At 40.8% G+C, this 22,111-nt stretch carries 21 protein-coding genes; 18 read left to right on the forward strand and 3 right to left on the reverse strand.

Annotation, left to right across the window (positions count from 1 at the left end; translation table 11 throughout):
- Nucleotides 1–8 precede the first annotated feature (8 nt).
- The 7 genes from EZ444_RS04040 (at nt 9) to EZ444_RS04070 (ending at nt 6,261) form a co-directional block, all read left to right on the forward strand.
- On the forward strand, nt 9–1,346 hold the full coding sequence (locus tag EZ444_RS04040) for a RagB/SusD family nutrient uptake outer membrane protein (protein WP_131607446.1): 1,338 nt from the start codon (nt 9–11) through the stop codon (nt 1,344–1,346).
- Nucleotides 1,347–1,408: 62 nt separating this feature from the next.
- Nucleotides 1,409–2,803, forward strand: coding sequence for a TlpA family protein disulfide reductase (locus tag EZ444_RS04045; protein ID WP_131607447.1), 1,395 nt, complete (start codon nt 1,409–1,411; stop codon nt 2,801–2,803).
- A 658-nt stretch (nt 2,804–3,461) separates the two neighbouring features.
- Complete coding sequence (locus tag EZ444_RS04050) at nt 3,462–3,665, forward strand: hypothetical protein (RefSeq protein ID WP_205945208.1); 204 nt, start codon at nt 3,462–3,464, stop codon at nt 3,663–3,665.
- Nucleotides 3,666–3,701: 36 nt separating this feature from the next.
- Nucleotides 3,702–4,637, forward strand: coding sequence for a helix-turn-helix domain-containing protein (locus EZ444_RS04055; protein WP_165503522.1), 936 nt, complete (start codon nt 3,702–3,704; stop codon nt 4,635–4,637).
- 10 nt (nt 4,638–4,647) lie between these two features.
- Nucleotides 4,648–5,268 carry a Crp/Fnr family transcriptional regulator gene (locus EZ444_RS04060; protein ID WP_131607449.1) on the forward strand — a complete coding sequence of 207 codons (621 nt, stop codon included), beginning with the start codon at nt 4,648–4,650 and terminating at the stop codon, nt 5,266–5,268.
- 142 nt (nt 5,269–5,410) lie between these two features.
- On the forward strand, nt 5,411–5,896 hold the full coding sequence (locus tag EZ444_RS04065; RefSeq protein WP_131607450.1) for a MauE/DoxX family redox-associated membrane protein: 486 nt from the start codon (nt 5,411–5,413) through the stop codon (nt 5,894–5,896).
- A gap of 86 nt (nt 5,897–5,982) precedes the next feature.
- Nucleotides 5,983–6,261, forward strand: a complete 279-nt coding sequence (locus EZ444_RS04070; protein WP_131607451.1) for a hypothetical protein — start codon at nt 5,983–5,985, stop codon at nt 6,259–6,261.
- A 42-nt stretch (nt 6,262–6,303) separates the two neighbouring features.
- Here the strand turns inward: EZ444_RS04070 and EZ444_RS04075 are convergent, their stop codons facing one another.
- From EZ444_RS04075 to EZ444_RS04085, 3 genes are read right to left on the reverse strand one after another with little or no spacing between them, the layout of a single operon-like run.
- On the reverse strand, nt 6,304–7,866 hold the full coding sequence (locus tag EZ444_RS04075; protein WP_131607452.1) for a TlpA family protein disulfide reductase: 1,563 nt from the start codon (nt 7,864–7,866) through the stop codon (nt 6,304–6,306).
- Nucleotides 7,856–9,253 carry a RagB/SusD family nutrient uptake outer membrane protein gene (locus EZ444_RS04080; RefSeq protein WP_131607453.1) on the reverse strand — a complete coding sequence of 466 codons (1,398 nt, stop codon included), beginning with the start codon at nt 9,251–9,253 and terminating at the stop codon, nt 7,856–7,858. The genes EZ444_RS04075 and EZ444_RS04080 overlap by 11 nt, the downstream gene beginning before the upstream one ends.
- A 4-nt stretch (nt 9,254–9,257) precedes the next feature.
- A complete protein-coding gene (locus EZ444_RS04085; RefSeq protein ID WP_131607454.1) occupies nt 9,258–12,515 on the reverse strand; it encodes a SusC/RagA family TonB-linked outer membrane protein in 3,258 nt (1,085 codons plus the stop codon).
- Nucleotides 12,516–13,174: 659 nt separating this feature from the next.
- On the opposite strand from EZ444_RS04085, the gene EZ444_RS04090 reads away from it, so the two are divergent.
- The 11 genes from EZ444_RS04090 (at nt 13,175) to EZ444_RS04145 (ending at nt 22,104) form a co-directional block, all read left to right on the forward strand.
- On the forward strand, nt 13,175–13,558 hold the full coding sequence (locus EZ444_RS04090) for a helix-turn-helix domain-containing protein (protein ID WP_131607455.1): 384 nt from the start codon (nt 13,175–13,177) through the stop codon (nt 13,556–13,558).
- 603 nt (nt 13,559–14,161) lie between these two features.
- Nucleotides 14,162–14,602: a hypothetical protein gene (locus tag EZ444_RS04100; protein WP_131607456.1), complete on the forward strand. Its 441-nt coding sequence runs from the start codon at nt 14,162–14,164 to the stop codon at nt 14,600–14,602.
- 319 nt (nt 14,603–14,921) lie between these two features.
- Nucleotides 14,922–15,779, forward strand: coding sequence for an RteC domain-containing protein (locus EZ444_RS04105; RefSeq protein WP_131607457.1), 858 nt, complete (start codon nt 14,922–14,924; stop codon nt 15,777–15,779).
- Nucleotides 15,780–15,973: 194 nt separating this feature from the next.
- Entirely contained in the window at nt 15,974–16,432 is a 459-nt protein-coding gene (locus EZ444_RS04110; protein ID WP_131607458.1) for a hypothetical protein, read from the forward strand.
- 130 nt (nt 16,433–16,562) lie between these two features.
- On the forward strand, nt 16,563–16,847 hold the full coding sequence (locus EZ444_RS04115) for a DUF4134 domain-containing protein (protein WP_225874648.1): 285 nt from the start codon (nt 16,563–16,565) through the stop codon (nt 16,845–16,847).
- 82 nt (nt 16,848–16,929) lie between these two features.
- Complete coding sequence (locus EZ444_RS04120; protein ID WP_317130109.1) at nt 16,930–17,280, forward strand: DUF4133 domain-containing protein; 351 nt, start codon at nt 16,930–16,932, stop codon at nt 17,278–17,280.
- Complete coding sequence (locus tag EZ444_RS04125; RefSeq protein WP_131607460.1) at nt 17,277–19,736, forward strand: TraG family conjugative transposon ATPase; 2,460 nt, start codon at nt 17,277–17,279, stop codon at nt 19,734–19,736. Before EZ444_RS04120 ends, EZ444_RS04125 begins: the two co-directional genes overlap by 4 nt.
- 17 nt (nt 19,737–19,753) lie before the next feature.
- On the forward strand, nt 19,754–20,131 hold the full coding sequence (locus EZ444_RS04130) for a hypothetical protein (protein ID WP_131607461.1): 378 nt from the start codon (nt 19,754–19,756) through the stop codon (nt 20,129–20,131).
- Between the two features lie 29 nt (nt 20,132–20,160).
- Nucleotides 20,161–20,841: a conjugal transfer protein TraI gene (locus EZ444_RS04135; protein ID WP_455430281.1), complete on the forward strand. Its 681-nt coding sequence runs from the start codon at nt 20,161–20,163 to the stop codon at nt 20,839–20,841.
- Complete coding sequence (locus EZ444_RS04140; protein ID WP_131607463.1) at nt 20,828–21,475, forward strand: hypothetical protein; 648 nt, start codon at nt 20,828–20,830, stop codon at nt 21,473–21,475. Before EZ444_RS04135 ends, EZ444_RS04140 begins: the two co-directional genes overlap by 14 nt.
- A 2-nt stretch (nt 21,476–21,477) precedes the next feature.
- Nucleotides 21,478–22,104, forward strand: a complete 627-nt coding sequence (locus EZ444_RS04145; protein WP_131607464.1) for a TerB family tellurite resistance protein — start codon at nt 21,478–21,480, stop codon at nt 22,102–22,104.
- Nucleotides 22,105–22,111: the final 7 nt, after the last annotated feature.

Consider the following 22,111-nt stretch of genomic DNA (forward strand, 5'->3'; position numbering starts at 1 on the left):
TATAAGCTATGAAAATATTTAACCTATTACTTGCGATTGGTTGTATAATGGTAAGTCAAAGTTCGTGTAAAAAATATCTCGATATTAAGCCAAAAGGTATAATTATTGCACAAACTATCACCGACTATGAGGGCTTGTTAAACAGTAATACTGTTGCCAATCCTTTTGGAACTTTGCCTGTTTTGATTAATCCTAGCGATGATTTAACGAGTACAAGTTATTCATTGGTCCGAAATGATGATCCTTCTTCAAACGTATATTTTTGGAAGTCCTATATTACTGACTTAAACAGCATCAATACTACTATGTGGTCTGAAATGTATCGCTGTATTGCTAATCTTAATGTCGTTACGGAGGGAGTAATGAGTGCAACTGGTGGAACGGAGGAAAAGAAACGCCAATATTTTGCAGAAGCATTGGCTGCTAAGTCATTTTGTTATTATAATTTACTTATTTTCTTCTCTCCAGCTTACATGCCTGCAACAGCTTCCAATAAGTATGGTGTTCCTTATGTCGTTACTGTAGATCAAGGTACTGCAATTCCTTTAAGGCCTACTTTGAAAGCTTGTTTGGAACAGATAACTGGAGATTTGTTGAACGCGATCCCAAATTTACCAAATGAGCAAACTTTTAAGACAAGAATTGATAAGTATGGGGGATACGCTATGTTATCTAGATTTTATTTATACATGCATGACTATGTCAACGCACTGAAATATGCTAATCTAGCCCTAACTTCTCCAAAGGCGAGTATTGTCGATTACAACCAGTATCTTTCCAATTTAACATTACCAGCGACAAATGTTAGCCCTGAAGAATTACTTAACCGCTTTTCAGGTGCCGGTACGTTTACTTTATCGAAAGACTTGAACGCTAGATTAATTCCTTCTGATTTAAGATGGAGAATTTTGGTGAATAATCCCACAGCGCCACGTTTTAACACGAGTAAGTACAGGCCAAATCTTGGGATTAGTTGGGCCGAGGTTTTTCTTAATAAAGCAGAATGCTTGGCAAGAAGCGGGGATATATCTGGTGCTTTAACAATTGTTAACGAAACTATCAGAAAGAAAAGATTTGACCCATTGAATTATCACCCGCTAACGGCAAATAGTTCTGATGAAGCAATTACTGCCGTTCTAAATGAAAGAAGAATAGAATTAATGTTTAGAGGAGTAAGATGGGGAGATATGAAAAGATTGGATGCTGAAGGGCGGATGTCAAGTGTTAAACGGTTCGCAGCTGATGGCGTAACTGTATTAACATCTTTGGAACCCAAGAGTGAGAATTACACTTTTCAAATCCCATTGATAGTTCAGCAATTTAATCCGGGTATTCCACTTAATTAAACTTTAAGGGTTTTTTGAAATTATTAATATCGGATCAGTACTGTTAAAATTAAATCAAAAAAATGAGAAAAATATTTTTTATATTCTTTTATTCCCTTTTGGGAACAATGGCAGTTGCACAAAAAAAGTCAATATTGACTGTAAATGTAGAGGGCTATAAAGGCGATTCATTACTATTAATCGCTAACATAGGTGAGGGGTATCCCGAAAAAAATCTTTCAATTCAAAAGGAAATACAAAGGTCAGGAAAAGTTATCCATGAGTTTGATTTAAAAAAGCCTCTGAAAGTTGAAATATGGGTTTCTAGGCCTGCTCTTCAAGTTTTTATTCAACCAGGGGATAGCTTAGTGGTAAATTGTAAAATGAATGGACCTGCGTTAATTTCCTCTTTTTCGGGAAACGGAGCTCAGAATAATGAAGTTTTTAAGAAAAATCAAGATATTAGAATCAAATCAGAAACCAATATCGATTATACGAAAATTACTCCAGATTCATTAAAATCATTTTATGATAAAGTATACCGTGAACAAAGTAGAATACTTATTGATAAGAAGGATTTTGTTACTCCAGTATTTTTTAGTTATGAACAAACTGAACTGAAGTATGGTTACCTGGCGAATTTGTTCAGATTGCCACAACGATTGGCGACTTTATCTAGGAAACCGATTGCTTCATGTATACCTAGTTCATTCTCTTTATTTGGTAATGAGATGGAAAAAAATGAAAAGTTGCTATTCAGTAGTCAATATAGAAGTGCGATTTATAATTTTATTGGTTATAGCTTACTTAAGAATGACATCAGAGATTCTAAAAATGATAGAAGTAATTTTAAACAGAATTACCTGTTCAGCGTTAATAATTATACAGGTTTGATTCGTTCCACTGTATTGCCAACTCTGTTTTTATCATTTTTTCATTATGCGGAAGATGTATCGGTAATGAAGCCAGAATTGGAAGACTACTTTAGCAAATACTGTCACAGCAATGAAGCAAAGGCGGCGCTGTTAAATGAATATAGTGCTTATTTTAAAACAGCAATAGGACAAGTGCCTCCTTCTTTTGAACTTACCAGTATAACTGGAGAAAAAGTAACATTGAAAGAATTTAAAGGAAAGGTGATTTACCTAGATTTTTGGGCTAGTTGGTGTGGGCCATGTAGGTTGGAAATGAAATATGCGCCGCAACTACATGAAAAGTTAAAAGATAATAATGTGGTTTTCTTGTTTGTTAGCATTGATGACGATGAAGCTAAATGGAAAAAGGCGATAGCCGAAGATAAAATTGAAGGGATTCACCTTTTATCTAAAGGAGGTTTTAAAAGTACAGTTTGCCAATTGTTTAATTTTTCTGGGGTGCCTAGATACATGATTATTGGTAAAGACGGAAAGCTTCTGGATAATAATGCACCCAGGCCGAGTAATCCTGTTACACTGGAACGGTTGAAATCTGCTCTTTAAAGTGTTTTTGGAGTGAAAGTGGTTCTTAGCCAAGGAGGATTATGTTATAATAGATAAATAATTGGGGTGGGGTTGGTTCCACCTCAATTGTTTCAGTATATCAGATTTAACAAAAAGTAAAGGATCTAGTGTTAGTAAGTTGGAAATTTAACTCATGACTGAGAATAACTCTACTTAGTTAATTGGTTACTAATAAAAAGGGTAGGGTAAAAACTTCTCATGTTAACAACTTTCATTTTTACACATTACCAAGAGATCTCGTTTTCGATTTCCTAGTACTTGTTTCATTTACTCTAATAATGGTAATTTATTAGTTCCTCTATATTACGTGATTATTTGTTTTTTAAATATTGTTTATCTCTACTAGTAATAAACTGTTTTTGCTATTCTTAGTGTAAAGACTCTTCAATTTTTACAAAGCTTTTGCACGGGTCGATAAACTTCGTTATCTGCCTTAAAATCGAGCAGATTTTGAAACACCTACAAAGACAGGCAGAAACTGGGATAAATCGGGTCAAAAGTACGCTGGTCATTAGGAATTTGAATCGGGATAATGCTGTTCATCGGGATTTCTCTATACTGAAAGCCTCTTAATGCTATAAAAGTGGATGAAAAGGTAGAAACAATTATATACGATTATTTCAAAACTCACGGAACGATGGTTGCAAAAATAAGTACAGGAAAAAGCATCAGGAGAATGCTGCCTTATAACGAAAATAAGATCGCTGAAGGAGATACTGCAATGATTATGGCAAGCGGGTTTGCAGGAGAAATTGACCACATGAATTTTAACCAGAAACTGAACCGGTTTGCTCGTTTGCAGGAGTTCTCTGGTGTTTTACTTTGGAGAGATTATTTTTAGCATATGTTGTTTTCTCTTACACTATATACCCGTTATATGTTTGATTTTGGAGAGATGCACGGCCTCACCGCTGTTTTTATCTTACTGGAGCTGATGATGCTGAGTGTACAGTTGTACTTTTATCTGATCTGGCCTTACCATCGCAGTAGGTTAACCTATTTGATCCTGTTGGTATTGCTGATCTGTTACAATTTAACAGGGGGCATTTTCCCGGATCAGGATATAGGCTGGGTTTCTGTACCTGTACAAAACATTATCGCTTATGGTTCGGGTTTTTTGATGGCGGCTTACTTTCCTTATTATTTTTATAGTTCTTTTAGTCTTTCCTCACTTCGCTTTCATGCCTTATACGGGGCGCCTTTTTTTTTGCTCTTCCCTTATCTTGTCTTTTTTGTGCTATTGTACCCGCTTCAAGGGGATCTGAGCTTTGCGATTAATTACGGAATGATAATCCCGGGCTTGTATTCGCCTGTGCTGTTGGTGGCAATTTTCCGTTCGATTCGAAAAAGATTTTCAGGCACTGAACTTGATCACGACAAGTTTACTCGCCTGGAGATACAGGCAGTGTATTGGGCGGTTTCTCCCTGGGTTTTTATGTGTTTGTTTGCCTATCTACAAATGCCGCAATGGGTAGAGGTACTGTTTACTAATTCGGGTTTTGTAATCATTGCAGGATTGTTTTTATACCAGTCTGGTAAGTATGAACGTAATGAGAGAAAACGCAGGCAGCAGCGTGATGCATTGGAGGAGAAACAGCAGGCGGATTTTAACCAGACCTGTTTGGATATGGGATTGAGTTTGCGTGAAGTAGAAGTGGCACTGATGCTTTGCCAGGGTATGGAATATAAGGTGATTGCTGCGCATCTGCACATTTCTGCCAGGACAGTGGATACACATGCCCATCGGATTTATTACAAATTGGAGGTGAAAAATAAAATTGAGCTGCAGCAGGTGCTGGGCTTTTCAAATTAATGCTTTTGTTATGAGTGAGTTGATTAAACCGATTTCGCATGGCGCTTTTGAGCATTTGCTCAAGGTGTTGGAGACAGTGATGGTACTGAGTTTTAAGTTTAAGCTGGAATTACGAAAGGTTTTGTACGAAACCAGTTATGAAAAAGATGCCCGTATTTTGAATTTTGGTGGGACTCAGCAGGTGGTTTGGTTTATGTTATCGGGATTGCTCAGGGAGATCAGGATAAATAAGGTTGCCCTAAAGGAGAAAACAAGCTGGTATTGGCTGCAGGATAGTTTTGTGTATACCGATCCGGGGTATTTTAGTCAGCAACCTTCTTTAAGGGCTATCCAGGCGGAGGTGGATTGTGTTTTGGTATTGATCAGTTATCAGGATTGGATGAATTTGAAAGCTGCTTTTACTGAAGTAGAGCTGATTACTGAGCGGATCAGAGCTGACTATAGTAAAATTCGTATTGAACATATGGAAGATATGAAATTGCTGAGTGTGGATGAGCGTTACCTGGATTTGGAAGCTACGCTGGACTATTTGTTTCTTAGGACACAACTGAATTATATTGCAGATTTTATGGGGATGGCGCCTGCTACGCTTGGTCGTTTGCGAACGAGGTATTATGATAGAATGGGTTAAGGTGTTGGTTTTCTGTTTTTTAAGTGGTTTTGCTTAGCAGTAATGATTCTTAAATACGATCTGGATCGTGTTTTTTTGTGATCTGGATCGTGTCTTTCTGGTCTTTCATTTCGGAATTTAGGCTTAACCAAATGTTACAGAGATGAACACAAAAAGAATTCCACAGGACAATCAGCCTTATGGTTTATTTAAATTGAGTTTATATTCCCTTTTTAAGGAGGAAAGGAATAAGAAGCTGTTTTTTGACCTGGTTTCCTATTTGTTTGTACTGTTGTTTGTTTATACTGCTGCCAGCAAGCTTCAGTCCTTAGAGAATTTTCAGTTGGTGCTGATCAAGTACCCGCTGCTGGGGAAATACAATGTTTTGATATCCTATTTGGTGCCAGCAGTTGAGTTGCTTATTGCGTTTGCACTGATCATTGAAAAGTATAAGAGAACAGGAATGATTGCTGCTTTACTGCTGATGATTTGCTTTACGATATATATCCTGTATATGTTTATTTCTGGGAGCAACCTACCCTGTAGCTGCGGGGGGCTCGTTTCCAAGCTTAGCTGGTGGCATCATGTGGTTTTTAATTTGCTGATGACAGGGCTTGCTATATGGTCATTAAGGGTTTATCGGAAATAGTATATTTCACTTGTCAAATCAGGGTAAATACCACGGCCTGAATAAAGAAATGTGGTAGAAAAATCAATTACTATAATCTTAAAATTATGAAAAGATTATTTATCGGCCTTGTTGTAGCAGCGACTGCAATGGGCACAAGCGCTTTTACAGAAAAAGCAGATGCTAGACTTGTAGATGGATTTATCATTGAAAGAAATCTGGCAGGAGATTATCCTTATATTCTGGGTTCGTTTACCTGCTCGGGTAGTGGTGACCCATGTTCATTTACAACTGTTGGTGATTATGAGTTACCCGCCAATGGTATCATTCCTGCAGCAGATTTAGATCCTGCTAACCTGACCTGGACAAACAACCAGACATTTTAAGTAAAAATGGCTGTCTGGTAAATTATTCCAGACAGCCGTTCTTTATAACAGCTCTGTTATGGTTTTCTTCAGTAGTTCTTCCTTATATAAATTACTGGTATTAAAATATTTGATTTTTCCAGTCTGATCCAATAGGATAACCGTCGGAGCACTTACGATATTGTAGCTGGTAAGAAAGGGATGCTTTAAGCCCAATCCGTTGGTGTAAAGGTTTACCGCATCTGATGACGTATATCGATTTGTGAGAATACTCTTCTTCCATGTTTCTTGGCTAAGATCGGAACATACCGATAAAAATACAACAGAAGGATTATCCTTAAAAAAGACTTTTACTTTTGATAAAGTTTGCTGGTAATAGGCAGCGCAACCACTGCATCCGGTAAACCAAAGATCGATGAGTACGATCTTATCTTTGAAATCAGTTGTTTTAACGTGTTTCCCGCCGGTATCTGTTAAAGCGTAAGTACTAAATGAGTTCGCTGATGTACGGTTGCGAAATGATTTTAGTAGTGCTAAATGATCTGGAATTTTTAAATATTTTTCCGCATCTGCATATAGTGAATCTATATTTTGGGGTGTCTTTTCCGGAGTTGTAAAACTTAGCATGACTAGCTTTTCGTTAAGCGCCGGATTTGAGGAATAGTTTTTGGCCAGTTTATAGACGTATTCCAAAGAATAGAAACCTGTATCTACAGAGGATTGTGCCCTGAGTTTTCCAAATCGTCCAGCCAGAAAGGAGGTGTAATTAACGGAAATAGCAAGTGCCTCTGGGCTTATTTCAAAAGTATTGAGATAATCGAAAGAACTGGCAAACCTGCTTCTAATCTTTCTTCTCTGTAATTCATCCTGTCTTTGCATTTTACCGTTTTTTACAAACGCATTTATTTTTTCAAAAACAGAACCCCTGCTGCTATAGAGCAGGTCAGCTCTGATTACCTGATAACTCAGCGGACTAAGCAGGTATTTATGCCTGTCTAAGAAATCTACTTTCTGCTGAACTAAGGTTGGTACGGCATCGAAATTGGGAAAAGAAAGAATGTTACCATCCCAATCTTGGGGATAGTTTCCCGTAATGGTAATAGGAATTTGAGGGTCAGGTTTGAAATTTCCGCTAATAAGCATATTAACCAGATTGTATTTCTGGGCTCCTTTACCATGGTAGTTATAAGAGTTAGATTGTTGTCCAATTGCATTTTCAGTAAAGCTGATCTCCAGATCAAGACTGTCCCCGGATTCGTATAGCTGATTTTTGAGCATATATACCAGGTGGCCTTTCCGATCGCCCCTGGCAGGTTTAGAAAGTGTAAAATATCCGCAGGATGTTTCCGTCGGTATTTCAAACCTGAAAAATCCATCAGGGTCAGCTGTGGCTTTGCAACCATGTTCTGCTACCCAGGGTTCGGTCAAGAAAAGTCCGTTGATGGAAATAATCAGGGTATCAGTAGATATGGCTTCTTTATAGCGGACATTGATATAAATAGCTTTTTTCCTTTCATTTTGAAAGGTTTGTATTGCTTTTGCTGATGAGATTGAAACAAAGCAAAGCAGCCCATAGGCTCCAAGCAGAATCAGTTTGCAGGTTATTTGTTTAAGTTTATCTTTCATTTTGCAGAATTCCGGTTAGTTCGATTTCATTTTGTGGGATGGACAATACATAGCGTTTGTCATTTGGAGCTAAAGTGTAGGTTACTCCATTGATGGTTCGGCTGAGAGTGGTCTGGAATCGGGTTTCTTTGTTCAGCCTTTTAAGGTCTTCCCATCTGATATTTCCCGTAAAAGGGAGTTCCTTTCTTCGTTCCTGCAGAATCAAGGCCAATGCCTGTTCTGAATCTGAAGCGCTGAGTTCAGAAAATTCTCCAGTTACATAACGGTTAATCAGCAGCTTGTTGAGGTCAGCCATTGCTGCTTCGGTCTTTTCTTGCCTTGCGTTACACTCCGCACGGATTAAGTAGATTTCATTGGTTGCCAGTCCACAGAAGTTTTGCTCTTTACCCGTGTAAGCACCTCTGAATTTTACTGTTGATGCGTCTGTTGCAACAAAAAGTAAAGTTTTGCGAAGGTCTTTTTCTGCGTAAGATTGGTAAAGTTCAACTGAAACTTGGCCTCTGGAAGAGGTAAAAGGCATGAGTTCTGCAAACATACTGCCTTGGGCATAGAAGAGTACTTCAGGATTGTTTTTTGCGAAAAAGGGGAAGCGGTAGGTGGAAGATGGAACTACAAGACTGCTATTGTAATCTAATAATTGAGGTCTGGTAGATAGACACTTATCTGCAAATGTTGATGCGTTTTGGTAATCTCCCATATTCAGATATGCTTTGGCAAGCAGCGCATAGGCTGCGGCTTTTACAGGTCTTTGTAGATAAGGCTGATGATCTGAGAGTAAATTACTTGCTTCAAGGGCATCATTGATGATCTGCTGATAGGTAGCCAGGAGGCTGGATCGCTGGACAACTAGGTTTACGTCTGCATGATTTCTAAGTGGTAGACCTAAATCAGAACCCATCGTAGTGTGGTATGCTGAGCAAAATAATTGTGCCAGTTCATAGTAAATCATGGCCCTGTGAAATAGGGCTTGTCCCTTTACATTGCTGTAATCATTTTCGGTACTGGCGATCTTTTGAATTCCGTCCAGAACGATGTTAGCCTGTCCGATGATCTTGTAATAATTGTTCCAGTGATAGGATACTCCGGTAACCCAGAGGTCTTTGTCCCAGTTATAGAGGTTTCTGGTGTCCTGTCCTGCTGCGTTGAAGGCAGTTTGATTTAAAAGTAGGTTATCGCTACCGATCAGTCCGGCATTGGAGTAGGCATCATTCATGACTGCACTATTATCCAATATGGCCTGGTAGTCACTCAATGTTTCAGGAACCACTGAGCCTTTATTGGATTTTACATCGAGCCATTCATTTTGTTTATCGCAACTGAGTATACTCATGCTGACCATTATTAGGATGATCAACACGTAGTGTGAATTAATTTTGTACTTGTTCATGACATTAAAAATTAGCGGTTATACCAAAAGAAATTGAAAAAGGAAGTGGGTAAGTAATTGACCCACTGCTTACCTCTGAGGGATCGATTCCGAGTTTGTTCCTTCGCCAGATGATCCCTATGTTGTTGGCGTAGGTAAATAAATTGAGGTTACTGATGTTTAAGGACTTGAGCTTAATCAATGGGAATTCATAACCGAATCTGATATCCTGAAGCCGGATGTGATCTCCGGATGCTACAGTGGCTTCTGAAATTCGGTAAAAAGTATTCCTGTTACTGTTTGCAGGGTATACCAATGAAGGGATGCTGGTCATGTTTTCATCGCCGGGCTTTTGCCATCTTAGATTATAATCCGAATGCTGGTCTTTGTTGATGATGTCTGTATAGTTTAAACTGGTAGATGTTCTTCTGAACACATATCCAAGTCGGTAACTGATGTTTACAGATAGATTAAATCCCTTATAAGAAAGGTCGTTGCGCAATGCTCCGTACACCGTAGGAATCCTTGAACCGTTGTAGACCAGACTGTCAGGGTTGAAATTGTTCCTTATGGCAGCGTAGTCTTCACTGATTTGTCCTTTCAGATACCCTCTGGGATTACCGTTTACAGGGTTTAGACCAGCCCATTTATAACTAAAGAGTGCATTTAACGGTTTGCCGACTGCAAATCCCGGACTTAAAATTGATGAGGCAGTTCGGGGAACATCATATTTGACAATTTTATCCTTTATAGCGCTGAACAATATGCTGGTACTCCATTTGAATTTACCGCTGAGGTTTTGGCTTTGCAGGCTGATGTCGATCCCTTTTGTTAATGTACTGGCTGTATTTGCCTGGTAGGTTGTAAAGCCGGTTTGTGGTGCCAGGGGGCTGGGTTGGATTAGGTTTTTTCCGTTTTTCTGATAGAATTCGATGGTTCCTTTAAGGATGTCATTTTTGATTGAAAAATCCATAGCCAGATTGATGTTTCTGATGCTTTCCCACTGAAGCTGTGGGTTGGGTGCGGTGATCACCGAAATGTAGGAGGCTCCTGTACTGGAATCTACATTATAGCTTCCGGTCAGGTAGGCTGATCCGTTTAAACTGGTATTACCCTGATAACCGTAGGTAGCTCTGATTCTTAATTCGGAAAGCCAGTTGAGTTTGTAAAATGGTTCCTTGCTTAGGTTCCAGCCCAATCCGGCAGACCAAAGTGGCGTGAATTTGTCATTTGCATCGGCACCAAATAGGTTGGCTCCATCTTTACGGGCGCTTAGGTTAAGTGTATATTTGTGGTCATAGCTGTAGCCGCCAATCGCGTAGTAAGAAATATTCCTGTTTAAATTACCAGAAATGATACCGCTTGGTGCTGGAATGAAGGCTGAGCCGGAGGGGTTAGTGGGATAGGATGTGCCATAATTGAGGTTTGCTGTTGAGGTACCGAACTGGTCATTGTAACCATATGATGTTCTGCTGAATCCTTCGTTTTTTAGTTCAAGGAATTCAATGCCACTTAAGGCGCTGAGTTCGTGTTTGCCAAATGATTGTTCGTAATTCAGCTGGCCTCTTAAATTGTTTTGGCGCCAGTTTCCATTGTATAAATCCAGTATGCCTCCTTTTGGGAAATTATAGGTAAATACTCCTGTAGCAGGGTTAACTGTACTGAATCTGTTGATCAGGTTGCGTGCATAATAGGTATCTACGCGCTGATGGTTTCTTTCCGTGATGAGCTGCCTTTCATTCTGGTAATTGACCTGGAGGCTCAATTGCGGAATGAGCTGATATTTAGCAGAGAACCTGAGTAGTAAATCGGTAATATTGGTTTGGTCATCGCCCAGATTGATTTCGTCAAGGGGTCTGTAATTCCAGTCCAGAAATCCTTTTTCTTTTGTGCTTTCCAGGTAGCTTGCCCGCCTGGCCTGAAGCAGGGGCATTGCATTTCCAGTTTCATCGGCCAGTTCTGCATAGGGGAAAATACTGCTGTAAGGAGTTCCCGTAAGGTTATAATAACCAAATGCGAATTTATTGTTTTGTGAGGTGGTATTCTGGCTGTAGTTAATCCCTGCTGTAATTTCCAGATTTTTTAGGGGTTTGTAGGTATTAAGCGAATTGATGGAAGTTCTTTGATAGCCGTTTCTGACTAAATTGTTGCGGTTGTCATCACGTCCCACGGATAAGCTGTAGGTCATATTGCTGGTGCCACCTCTTAGGCTTAGGGCATATTGCTGATTGATCGCTTTTTGATAAACGTATTTGCTGAAATCGTTACGGACATCATGAAGTTTTAAGGCATCCAGCTGACTTTCTATTGCTGCGCGTTGCACCTCGCTGCTTGCCTGATCGTAACGTTTCATGAGTTCTACCACAGGTGAAACGGTAGGGAATGAGGTTAGGTCATTCAGTTGTGCGTTAAAGTAGCTTTTGTCGTACAAATATTTTTCAACTTCTATATAGCTTTTGGAGTCGAGAAAATTACGAGAATAAAACAGGTCTGGCTTATGGATGATGGTGGCGTTACTGCTAAGGTTGATACTCATTTTCTGGTTTAATTTTCCTTTTTTTGTGGTGATCACAATTACGCCGTTTGCTGATCTTGCTCCCCAAATGGATGCTGCTGAAGCATCTTTTAAGATGGTGATGTTTTCTATGTCATTGGGGTTGATGTTTTTAATCTCTCCTTCATAAGGGAAATTGTCCAATATGATCAGTGGTTGCTTGGATGCGCTGAAGGTGCTTTGTCCCCGGACTGTTATGCCCAGACTTTTATTATTTGGAGTTCGGGGTATGGTGCTCTGTTCTGGATCACGGTTTTCAAAATAAACGCCTTCTGCAACATCTTTTATACGGTCAAGGATATTGGTGGAAGTGCTTCGGTTTAACAGTTTGTTGTCTAGCTGTACAAAGCTTCCGGTTGTCTTTTCTCTGGATAAGGTTTGATAGCCGGTACTGAGTATTTCAACTTCTTTTAGTTCACTTTGGCCTTCTGTCAGGGTGACGATAAAAGGGCCTGTTTTTCCTGGGTTGAATGGAATCTCTATGAATTTATAACCTAGGTAGCTGATTTGTAAAGTACCTGTTTGGTTTGTGGAGACGATATTGAATTCACCTTTTGTATTCGTTAGGGCAGTAACCTTTTCGTCTTTGATTTTGATGGTACTCCCCGGAATGGGGATGCCTTTTCGATCGGTTATTTTGCCGTTTAGGATTATTTGTTGTTGCTGTGCTTTTGCATTGTAAAAAAGGCAAAGCGTGGCCATTACGATGGTTAGTATCGATTTTTTCATTTAGTTTTTATGAATGGTTTGTAGTTAGTTTTTTCGAGAGGGATGTATGACAAAGCGAGGTAGAGCAGTCGGCTCCCTAATGCTTATGAACTGCCTGCTTTGATAAGATGGCCATCAATCTGGCCCTTTTATTATGTTCTTAAATAAATTTTTCAGGAATAGATCAAGGTTAGAAGTCATAGTTTTACCTACCCCTAAATAAGACCTATTAAATGGTAAAAATCTTTTGTAGTTTCTATTTGAAAGATTAAATATGGAAAGGTTCGGTATCATGTTCTATGTTTGAATTGATGCCGAAAGATTTGAAATTCAGAAAAATAAGAAAGGGCCGCCTTAATGCTTATTCTGAGACGAAGGCGTAGGACCGCCACCGCTTTTCAGCGGCTGAACACAGATAAGCAGGCGACCCAAATCCTTATGTTACGCAAAGATAACATAGGAAATGAGTTTTAACCTACCTCTTGTGTTCAAACGTCCTACTTTTCGTCACAAGTTCTTTCGGTAAATAACTCATTCCAGTTAACTGGATGATATTTTTATATATGTCTTTTTACAATAGTTATAATTAAATGCTTGATATAAGCTAAGATAATGAAAATATTTTAAATCCACAAGTGGAGTTGATGCAGGTTTATTATTTATGTCAATTGCCAATCAAAATGGTAAGCAAAACAGAAGAAATTATTTATGTTGAGATATCCGAGATGGATTATCTTTTAATTTGTTTTGTACGAGCCCTTCGTATACAGAAAGGGGTAACTCAATTGCAATTGTCTCAAAGGATGAAATTGGCCGATGGTTTCGTCTCTAAAGTTGAGACATTCGTAGAAAGGGCTAAGTACAGTATTCGGCATTTGCCTCTTTTAGCGATAGCGCTTGAGTGTGATATTAAAGATGTTCTTCCTAAGCAGACTCCTAAATACGACCAGATTAGATTGACTTTGAGAAGAACAAACAAGACTAATAAGGATGGATCTACTTCCACAAAGAAAATGACTGAAGTTGTTAGTATTGAACCAATAGACAAAAAGGTAATTAAATAGGTAACTTTTTTTGAAGTGATTTCCTTTTAACTGGTTTACTTTCAAATAGTGAGTAAATTAAGGTCTGTAATTTCCTGATTCGATTTAAATGGATAACAAAAAGAGGAATCAATTTTATATTTTAAAGTGAATAAAATAGTAAGAAGGATCATAAATCAATTAACAGATAAGCCAAGAGTGCTTTTCTTAATTGATGGATTAGGTGCGTTACTAACTGCGTTTTTCTTATTTGTAGTATTACGGAATTTCAATGATTACGTTGGAATGCCAATATGGATATTGAACTCTCTTTCCTTAATAGCGGTTTGCTTTTGCGTTTATTCAGCAGCCTGTTTTTTCTTCTTAAAGCAACATTGGACCCCTTTTATAATCGGAATTGGCATGGCTAATTTACTTTATTGTGTTTTGACTTTTGGAATTTTAATTATACACTTTCCTATAATTAGCATTGCAGGGATAGCTTATTTCTTGGTAGAAATTGTATTGATTTGCGGACTTGTTTACATTGAATTGAAGGTTGCGAAGACAATCCGGAAAAAGAAAATGGAACTTTGTTGAAAGTCTCTCTTTTAGGTTTTATATTCAGTGTGTTATGAATTAGGTATGAGGAAAATTGTATTTAGGTTTTGGCTGGTTAACCTACTACTAAGTGTTGTGCTGTTTATGCTGTACAGAATTGTTATTGCTGGATTACAGCCTGCTGGTACCAGTTTTTTAGAAAGGTTTTTTAATATGCTGGATATATTGTTGAACCTTGGTTTTTCACTGATCTATCTTGTGGTGATGGTTGCTGGTTCTTTCTCTGTTTTTCTAAATCTATTTGAAAAGATTAAGCATAGTTATTTTTTGTCTTTTTTGACGTTTTCAGGAGTTCCGCTGGTTTGCGTTGTTTTTTTAGTTGTAAATGTTTCGATGGATATTTACCAATATAACCTTACGCCTGCTCCAGTAAAAACACTGTTGTGCTTCTCCATAATTTATTTAGTAGGTGCTGTTATCGAATTTCTAATGTTCAGAAAAAAAGTAAAAAACATCTATAAATGAGATCTTTTAAATCCTTCGCCAATTTTAGCGATTTGGTGCGCGCTGTAAATTACTCATTTTTCTATTTGTAAACCTGAAATTATACCTGGATTCAGGGAATTGATTAGGAATTTCCTGCTTTTTATTCCGTGTTTGTACGGGTAATCCCGTATAATTTATTTTACGTCTTTTCCCTTACATTTTTCTTTTTTCTGGCAGTTTACATTCGGGCTTAAAGCTTTTTTTGCCTATGATGAAATGTTTACTTTTTTCCTGCTGATGTGTGATAATCAAGACCAGTTAACGGGTGTCGGCGGGGTACATCTAAATCTATAAACCTATGCGTAAAAACAACAATGCTAAACAGGAATTCCGGGATCTTCGGCTGAGGCTGAAAGCGATTGCGGCTCGTGATGATTTTTCTTTATTGGGTCGGTTCAATGAGTCGATTTCGCTGATTAATGTTTTTCTTTCTGCGGTTCGTGAGCGGGTCACGACGGTGGCTTTTAAGGATCAGTTGGAGGAGGTCTATTTTTTTAAGTTCGAAAAGCCGGAGTATTATGCGCTGAAGATTTATGAGGTTTCTTTGTTTGGGATTTTGAACCAGCGTCCAGTTGGTACTGATGAGATGTTGCGGGATTATTATCTGGAGGAGCTGACTTTTATTTCCAGGTTCTTTAAGCAGTATGCTTTCTTGTATGAGTATTACCGATCGGGCTTTACGCAGATGGATGAATTGTTGTTTTTGCGGGAGGGGATGGCGCCTGATGTGCTTTTGCCTGAGTTTTGGGAGTTGGACCCGGAGTTTTCTACGCCTGGGGATTATTTGTTTTCTAAGTTTATTGCTTATGAGAGGCTTCGGGATTTTATTCTGGGGGAGCTTCGGGTTTTGGAGCTGAGGGCTGCTGCTGTGGTTGCACCTGTGGGCGGGGATAAGAAGTGGGCTGACTGGACGGGCGAGGTGGTGAATTTGGTGGAGTTGGGTTATGCGCTATATACGTCCAGGCAAATTGGGGACGGTAAGGTTTCACTTGCGGAGATTTTTCGTTGGCTGGAGGAGAGTTTCAGGGTGGAGGTTGGGATTCCTGCGAACCGGTTCAGGGAGATTAAGCGTAGAAAAAGAATTAGCCGCACGCATTTTACTGATTTGCTTCGGGAGAATTTGTTGAAATACATGGATAATGACCTCGATGATTAGTGCTGTTTTTTGGGCTTTTCGATGGGTTTTTCATTGGTTTTGAAATTTATTGATCTCTACTAGTGACCAACTGTTTTTTGGCTTTTGAAATTTTGTGTTGTGAATCCGTTGCAATGTCGCTGCGGAATAAAATTAAAGATATGATGATGTTACAAGCGTTTACGTGGCAGGAATTTTTGATTGCTGCGCTGGTCTTGAGTGTCCTTTGGTATGCGGGGGTTGGCCTGCTGTTTTACCGGTCGGAGATTTCGGGGTTTTTATCGGGGAGGGGAAGGACTGCGGAACCTTTGGCGCATGGCTGGGAGGATCAGGTGGATGAGCTGGAGGTAGATTTGGTTGGTGCTGCGGCGGGGGAGTCTGGGGTGAGTGTTCTGGAGGCGGATGAGTTCAGTTTTGTGCCCCGGGAATCGGTGGATAGGGCTTTAGATCCTTTGGGGGATTTGGCGGATGTCCAGGAAGAGATCAAGAGCATTTGTTCGGTTTTGGAAATGGAAGATGGTACTAAGGCGGATTTCTTTGCGCTTTTTGCGCTGATTCGTGAAAAATACCCCAAGGTGTTTGCTACGGGGCTAAGGACTGAACTGGCGGAATTTATAGTGGAGCATTTGCCTTTTGAGCTTTCCGAGGACGAGCTGGCTGGTCTTTTGGATTAGGGTAGTTTTTTTGACTTTCTTTTTTGAGTTCCCTGCCAAATAAGTAATGGCGGCATTGAGGCTGCAGATCAGGGAATTTTAAATAAGATGTATGAAGAAAAAATTATCATGCCGGTATGTTTTGCTGGCGATGTGTCTGTCGGTTTATGGGGTGTTAAATGCGGTGATCGCTAGGGCGCAGGATGGAGAGGCTGGGATCAGGGCTGCGGCAGATCAGGTGTCGGGTTATTTTGATACGGGATGTGATCTGGTGTATGCGATCGGTGCAGTAGTGGGCTTGATAGGGGCGGTGAAAGTTTTCAATAAGTGGAATGCGGGTGAGCCGGATACCAATAAAGTAGCTGCGGCATGGTTTGGTTCCTGTATTTTCCTGGTGATTGTGGCCACGGTGCTGAAGTCTTTCTTCGGGGTTTAGGGTTAATCTATTCACAGCGGGCGGGGTTAGCTTAGGATAAGATGGCGCATAGCCTCGTCCGCTGTAGAATTAAATTTTTAAGATGATGAGTTCAATTTATCAAATCAATAAGGGCATTAATAAGCCCATAGAGTTTCGGGGTTTGTATGGTCAGTACATTGCGTATTTAGCGGTAGGACTGGTTTTGCTGTTGCTCAGTTTTACGCTGATGTACATTCTGGGCGTTCCGTTGGTCGTGGTGGTGCCGGTGATTGTGCTTTTGGGCGCTGCTTTGTTTTTAGTGGTGAGTAGGCTGTCTAAACGCTTTGGGGTACATGGATTGAGTAAATACTTTGCTAAACGTGGATTGCCTGCTTACCTGAAGTTTTCTTCCAGGCGGGTGTTTACCGGTTTGCAGGTAGCACAAAGTAATGCGGAAAGGCAAAGGGTATGATCGGGATTGAAAAAATAATGCCGGTCTGGAAGGTGGAATCCGGGGCGATGATCTCGATGTTTGGGGATGTGACCATTGCCTATGAGCTGAGCTTGCCGGTGATCGGGACGCAGTCGGTAGGGGATTTTGAGGCGCTGCACCAGGCTTTTGTAAAGGCGATCAGGGTTTTGAACCCGGGAACAGTGTTTCATAAAGCGGATTGGTTTCAGCGGGCGAAAGTCGGGATATCGGGTAGTTTGGATAATGTTTTATCTGGTGCTGCCGCGGAGTTCTTTAAGGACCGTAGCTTCCTGGATCACCAGTGTTTTGTCTTTTTAACGCATAAACCTTTGGGGCGAAAATTGTCTTCTTCGAGTTATTCCAATATCCTGCGGAAGTCGATTGCTCCGGTGCGGATGCAAGATGAAAAGTTATTTGCAGGGTTTTTATCTGCCTGCGGACAGTTTGAAAGGATTTTGCTGGATACTGGGGAGCTGGGCTTGCGCCGGCTTGTAGATGCGGAGCTTTCGGGGACAGCGAGTAAGCCCGGGGTGATTGAAAAGTATTGTTTCCTTTTACGACGCGGACAGCAACCGGTGATCAGGGACATTCATATTAAGGATGAAATCCGGATTGGTGATCAGCATTGCCAGTTGTATACGCTTTCTGATGCGGTGGATTTACCTGCAATTTGTGGTTCCAGGATCAATTATGATAAGTATTCTACAGATAAGACGCGCTTTAGCATTGGTTTTGCAACACCCTTGGGGCAGCTGCTGGATTGTAACCATGTGTATAACCAGTTTGTGTTTATCGGGGATGCGCAGAAAACGATCAAGGGACTAGAGGCGAAGAAACTGCGTTTACAGTCTTTATCGGCTTATTCCCGGGAGAATGCGATTGGCAGGGATGCCTGTAACGATTTTTTAAACGAGGCGGTAGCTACGCAGAAACTGCCGGTAAAGGCGCATTTTAATGTGCTTTGCTGGTCAGATCAGGTATCGGAACTTTCGGAGCTGAGAAATAAGGTGGGTTCAGCTATGGCGGTAATGGATGCGGTGGTGAAAGAGGAAACTGACGGCGCTGCGCAGATCTGGTTTGCGGGGATGCCGGGAAATGAGGCGGACTTTCCGATGAATGATACTTTTGACACGTTCGCCGAGCAGGCGGCCTGTTTCCTGAACCTGGAGTCTTCTTGCCGCTCTGATGCTACGGGCGTGCGTTTGGGGGATCGTTTGTACGGCCGGCCGGTTTACCTGGATTTGTTCAATGCGCCGATGAAATCGGGACTAATCACCAACAGGAACCTGTTTTGTTGCGGCTCTTCGGGTGCAGGTAAATCGCTAGCGATGTGTCATTTGTTGCGTTCGCTGTATGATGAGGGGGCGCATTGTGTGACCATTGATATTGGTGGTAGTTATAAAGGTTTATGTGATGCAGTTAAGGGTTACTACTTTACTTATACCGAGGAAAACCCGATCCGCTTTAATCCATTTTATATTGGTAAGGACGATGTACTGGATGTAGAGAAAAAGGAGAGTCTGAAGACTTTGCTGATTGCGCTCTGGAAGAAGGACAGCGAGGATTACAACCGCTCGGAATATGTAGCGATTTCAGGGGCGATTACTTTGTATTATGTGCATTTGGCAGCTCATCCGGAGGTTTTTCCTTGTTTTGATACCTTTTATGAGTTTCTGTTACAGGAGTATATGGTGGTGCTTCGTACCGGGGATGTAAAGGAGAAGGATTTTGATTTGTCGAATTTTGTGTATGTCTTGAATCCTTATTACAAGGGCGGTGAGTTTGATTATTTATTGAATGCAACCGAGAACCTGGACCTGCTGAATGAGCGTTTCATTGTCTTTGAGCTGGACAAAATCAAGTCGCATGAGATTTTGTTTCCGGTGGTTACGATCATCATTATGGAAATGTTCATTTCTAAAATGCGCAAGCTGAAAGGTAAAAGGAAAATCCTGGCAATAGATGAAGCATGGATAGCCATTGCAAAGACGGGTATGGCTGGATTTATAAAATATTTATACAAAACGGTACGGAAGTTTAACGGGATTGCTGCACTGATTACCCAGGAAGTGGATGATCTGATTTCCTCACCAATCATTAAAGAAACGGTAATCAACCTTTCTGATACCAAGCTTTTTCTGGACATGCGCAAGTTCATGAACAAGTTTGACAAGTTGCAGGAGGTGTTGGGCTTGTCGGATAAGGCGAAAACCATGCTGCTTTCGCTGAATAAGGCCAATGAAGAAGGTAAGCAGTACCGGGAAATCTTTGTAGATCAGGGCGGACAGCAGATGAATGTCTACCGGAACGAGCTCTGTCTGGAGGAGTATTTAGTGTATACCACCGAGGAAACGGAGAAGATGAAAGTGGAGGAATATGCTGCACGATATGGTGATATCCATAAAGGCGTTGTTGCCCTTGCTAATGATATCCGCAGTGGTAAAATCAGTTTATAACCTTTAAAATTTTAGTTATGAAAAATTTCAAATTTCAATTTCTGTTGGTTTTGTTAGTGGTATTATTTATCGCTGGTTGTAGTGCTGGTCTTGAACAGAACATTCCCGGCACCTATGTGAATAAGGCTTCTTCTGAATTCAGTATCGCTTATGATACCCTGGTGGTAGAACACGACAAGGATTTGAATTACCTGATTCACCGCAAGACGGGGTTTCAGCTGATCGATGAAAAGGGCAGGGTTGGAGATTTGCAGATAGAGCGGGAAGCTTGGAAAGCGGTTTATGATGAAGGTTCTCAAAGCATGACCGAGAACCGCAAGGGAAGAGTCATTTCATTTGAATTTAAACAAGGGCTGCTGATCCTGGAAAACAGCAGGTATCAGCGCATCAATTAACAAAAATTATGAAAATATTAAAGCGTTATATGAGAACCTATATGGTTGTCCTGCCGCTTAGTGCCATGACTTTGCTGGTCGCTTTGCCCACCGGGGCGAATGCGCAGCTGGCGATTGTGGAGGTGATTAAGGCAGGGGTGAAAAAAGTCATTAAGGCGGTTGACCTGAAGGTGCAACGGCTGCAAAATGAAACGATCTGGCTGCAAAATGCGCAGAAGGTCATTGAAAACCAGTTGTCTAAGTTGAAGCTGACGGAGATTTCAGACTGGACAGAAAGGCAGCGTGTCTTGTATGCGGATTACTACCAGAAGCTCTGGGAAGTGAAAGCTTTGATTGCTACTTATAAGCGGATCAAAGACCTGGCAGAAGTGCAGGCCGCTATTGTCAAGGAATACAAATGGGCCATCGATCTGTTTAATAAAGACAAGCATTTCAGCGTAGATGAGTTGCTGCATATGGAAGAAGTCTATCGGGGGATTCTGGATGCGAGTATTAAAAACCTGGATCAGGTGTTTGTGGTAGTGAATTCCTTTAAAACGCAGATGTCTGATGCGAAAAGGCTGGAACTTATCAGTTCGGCTGCTGAGCAGATGGAACAGAATTATTCAGATCTGAAGCAGTTCAATAACCAGAACATCACTTTGTCGATCCAGCGGGCGAAATCAGAATTTGAAGTGAAAACCTTAAAGCAGATGTATGAACTGGATTAGGAAAATAGCTTGCCTGGTAGTTGTGTTTTGCATTGGTTTTGCTCAACTGAGCCAGGCGCAGACCTGGTCGGAGTGGTTTAAGCAAAAGAAAACGCAGAAAAAATATCTCCTGCAACAGATCGTCGCCTTAGAAGTATACGCGGGTTATCTGAAAAAAGGTTACAAAATTGTAGATGGGGGGCTATCGACGATCAGGGACATTACCCATGGGGAGTTTAACCTGCACAATGCGTTTATCAGTTCTTTGAAGCAGGTCAGTCCGGCTATTCGCAAGGATGCGCGGATTGCGGAAATCATTGCTTTGCAGGTTTCGATCATGAAGGCCTTCGGCGGTATCAAAGGGAATGCCCTTTTATCGGCGAAAAACCTGGATTACATCGCGGTGGTGGCGGATCAGCTGATTGCGTCCTGTTATGATGACCTGGAGGAACTGCTGCTGGTGATTACTGCGGGCAGGCTGGAAATGAAGGATGATGAACGGTTGTCCAGGCTGGATAAGGTGTATGAAAGTATGCTGGAGAAATCTGCTTTTAGCCAGGATTTTATTGGCAATACCAGGCAGTTGATCCGGCACAGGCAGTCTGAAGTATTGGAACTGGAGGATATGAACAGGATGTTTCATTTTAAAGAATAGCGATGAAGAATTTGTTTTTAATGTTATTGCTGGGGTGCTGTTGTTCTTTTGGAACTTTAGCGCAATCTCAGGAAGCGCAGCAATTGTTGCTGAACGTGGAAAAGCTCAGCCAGCTCAAAGGAATTCTTACCTCGATGAAAAAAGGTTACGATGTACTGTCTAAGGGATATAAATCGGTGAAGAATATTGCCGAAGGTAATTTTTCTTTGCACGAGGTTTTCCTGGATGGGATGATGCTGGTGAGTCCTGAAGTGAGGAAATACCGCAGGATCGCAGACATCGTTTCCGATCAGTCGGATATTGTTTCAGAATACAAATCTGCTTTTAAGCGGTTCAGCGCTGGAGGTAATTTTACGGTTGCTGAACTGGAATACCTTAGTAAAGTATACGGGGAATTGTTCAGCAAGAGCCTGGACAACCTGGATCAGCTTGCGATGGTGATTACTGCGGGGAAATTGCGCATGAGTGATGATGAACGTTTGCAGGCCATTGACCGGATCTTTGCAGATACCCAGGATAAGCTGATGTTCCTGCGCAGTTTTAACCGGCAGACCGGTTCGCTGAACATACAGAGACAGCGGGAAAAAGCGGAAATCGAGGCATTGAAAAAGTATTATCAGGTTCAATAATTTAATT

Origin of the sequence: Pedobacter hiemivivus (genome assembly GCF_004331685.1) — a bacterium.
Taxonomy (GTDB): Bacteria; Bacteroidota; Bacteroidia; order Sphingobacteriales; family Sphingobacteriaceae; genus Pedobacter; species Pedobacter hiemivivus.

Bases quoted from the DNA above. Each gene is read 5' to 3' on its own strand.
- EZ444_RS04065 (WP_131607450.1), top strand. From the start codon at position 5,411: ATGAACACAAAAAGAATTCCACAGGACAATCAGCCTTATGGTTTATTT.
- EZ444_RS04105 (WP_131607457.1), top strand. From the start codon at position 14,922: ATGCGTAAAAACAACAATGCTAAACAGGAATTCCGGGATCTTCGGCTG.
- EZ444_RS04125 (WP_131607460.1), top strand. From the start codon at position 17,277: ATGATCGGGATTGAAAAAATAATGCCGGTCTGGAAGGTGGAATCCGGG.
- EZ444_RS04090 (WP_131607455.1), top strand. From the start codon at position 13,175: ATGGTAAGCAAAACAGAAGAAATTATTTATGTTGAGATATCCGAGATG.
- EZ444_RS04085 (WP_131607454.1), bottom strand. From the start codon at position 12,515: ATGAAAAAATCGATACTAACCATCGTAATGGCCACGCTTTGCCTTTTT.
- EZ444_RS04040 (WP_131607446.1), top strand. From the start codon at position 9: ATGAAAATATTTAACCTATTACTTGCGATTGGTTGTATAATGGTAAGT.
- EZ444_RS04100 (WP_131607456.1), top strand. From the start codon at position 14,162: ATGAGGAAAATTGTATTTAGGTTTTGGCTGGTTAACCTACTACTAAGT.
- EZ444_RS04055 (WP_165503522.1), top strand. From the start codon at position 3,702: ATGTTTGATTTTGGAGAGATGCACGGCCTCACCGCTGTTTTTATCTTA.
- EZ444_RS04115 (WP_225874648.1), top strand. From the start codon at position 16,563: ATGTGTCTGTCGGTTTATGGGGTGTTAAATGCGGTGATCGCTAGGGCG.
- EZ444_RS04070 (WP_131607451.1), top strand. From the start codon at position 5,983: ATGAAAAGATTATTTATCGGCCTTGTTGTAGCAGCGACTGCAATGGGC.
- EZ444_RS04120 (WP_317130109.1), top strand. From the start codon at position 16,930: ATGATGAGTTCAATTTATCAAATCAATAAGGGCATTAATAAGCCCATA.
- EZ444_RS04050 (WP_205945208.1), top strand. From the start codon at position 3,462: ATGGTTGCAAAAATAAGTACAGGAAAAAGCATCAGGAGAATGCTGCCT.
- EZ444_RS04140 (WP_131607463.1), top strand. From the start codon at position 20,828: ATGAACTGGATTAGGAAAATAGCTTGCCTGGTAGTTGTGTTTTGCATT.
- EZ444_RS04075 (WP_131607452.1), bottom strand. From the start codon at position 7,866: ATGAAAGATAAACTTAAACAAATAACCTGCAAACTGATTCTGCTTGGA.
- EZ444_RS04080 (WP_131607453.1), bottom strand. From the start codon at position 9,253: ATGAACAAGTACAAAATTAATTCACACTACGTGTTGATCATCCTAATA.
- EZ444_RS04135 (WP_455430281.1), top strand. From the start codon at position 20,161: ATGAGAACCTATATGGTTGTCCTGCCGCTTAGTGCCATGACTTTGCTG.
- EZ444_RS04045 (WP_131607447.1), top strand. From the start codon at position 1,409: ATGAGAAAAATATTTTTTATATTCTTTTATTCCCTTTTGGGAACAATG.
- EZ444_RS04130 (WP_131607461.1), top strand. From the start codon at position 19,754: ATGAAAAATTTCAAATTTCAATTTCTGTTGGTTTTGTTAGTGGTATTA.
- EZ444_RS04145 (WP_131607464.1), top strand. From the start codon at position 21,478: ATGAAGAATTTGTTTTTAATGTTATTGCTGGGGTGCTGTTGTTCTTTT.
- EZ444_RS04060 (WP_131607449.1), top strand. From the start codon at position 4,648: ATGAGTGAGTTGATTAAACCGATTTCGCATGGCGCTTTTGAGCATTTG.